Source organism: Pseudoalteromonas sp. SG44-5 (assembly GCF_014164175.1).
Taxonomy (GTDB): Bacteria; Pseudomonadota; Gammaproteobacteria; order Enterobacterales; family Alteromonadaceae; genus Pseudoalteromonas; species Pseudoalteromonas nigrifaciens.
Genome location: NZ_JACJES010000069.1, coordinates 1 through 388, shown reverse-complemented (window position 1 = coordinate 388; position 388 = coordinate 1). Strand labels below are relative to the sequence as shown.

General features: G+C 42.5%; 1 pseudogene. It reads left to right on the top strand.

Going from position 1 to position 388, the window contains the following annotated elements:
• Positions 1–263 precede the first annotated feature (263 nt).
• Positions 264–388, top strand: a pseudogene (locus tag H5079_RS18240) (redoxin domain-containing protein); the annotation flags it as partial.

Here is a 388-nt window from a genome sequence, read left to right as displayed (position 1 = left end):
AGACGGCAAAATTAAACACCTGTTCGATAAGTTTAAAACCAAAGATCACCATCAGGTAGTGTTGGATTATCTCGCAGCAGAATAAGTTAGCGGCAGAGTAAGTTACTCGCTGTTAGAAATTAGACTTAAAAAAGCGTTGCTCAAGGGCAACGCTTTTTTGTGGGTGTTGATTAAATTATACTTTTCATCGAAAGGTAAACTCACAGTGACTATCAAACGCTCAATGATGATAATGTCTGAAGTCAAGATTTGACCCCTACGGCTTTTACCCTAAGGCGTCAACACCTGGCTGTACCGTACAAGCCGAAAACCTACGCGACCAGCAAGCAGAGCTGGCAAAATTTAACACCCGCGTAGTAGGCATAAGCCCAGATCCAATTAAACGCCT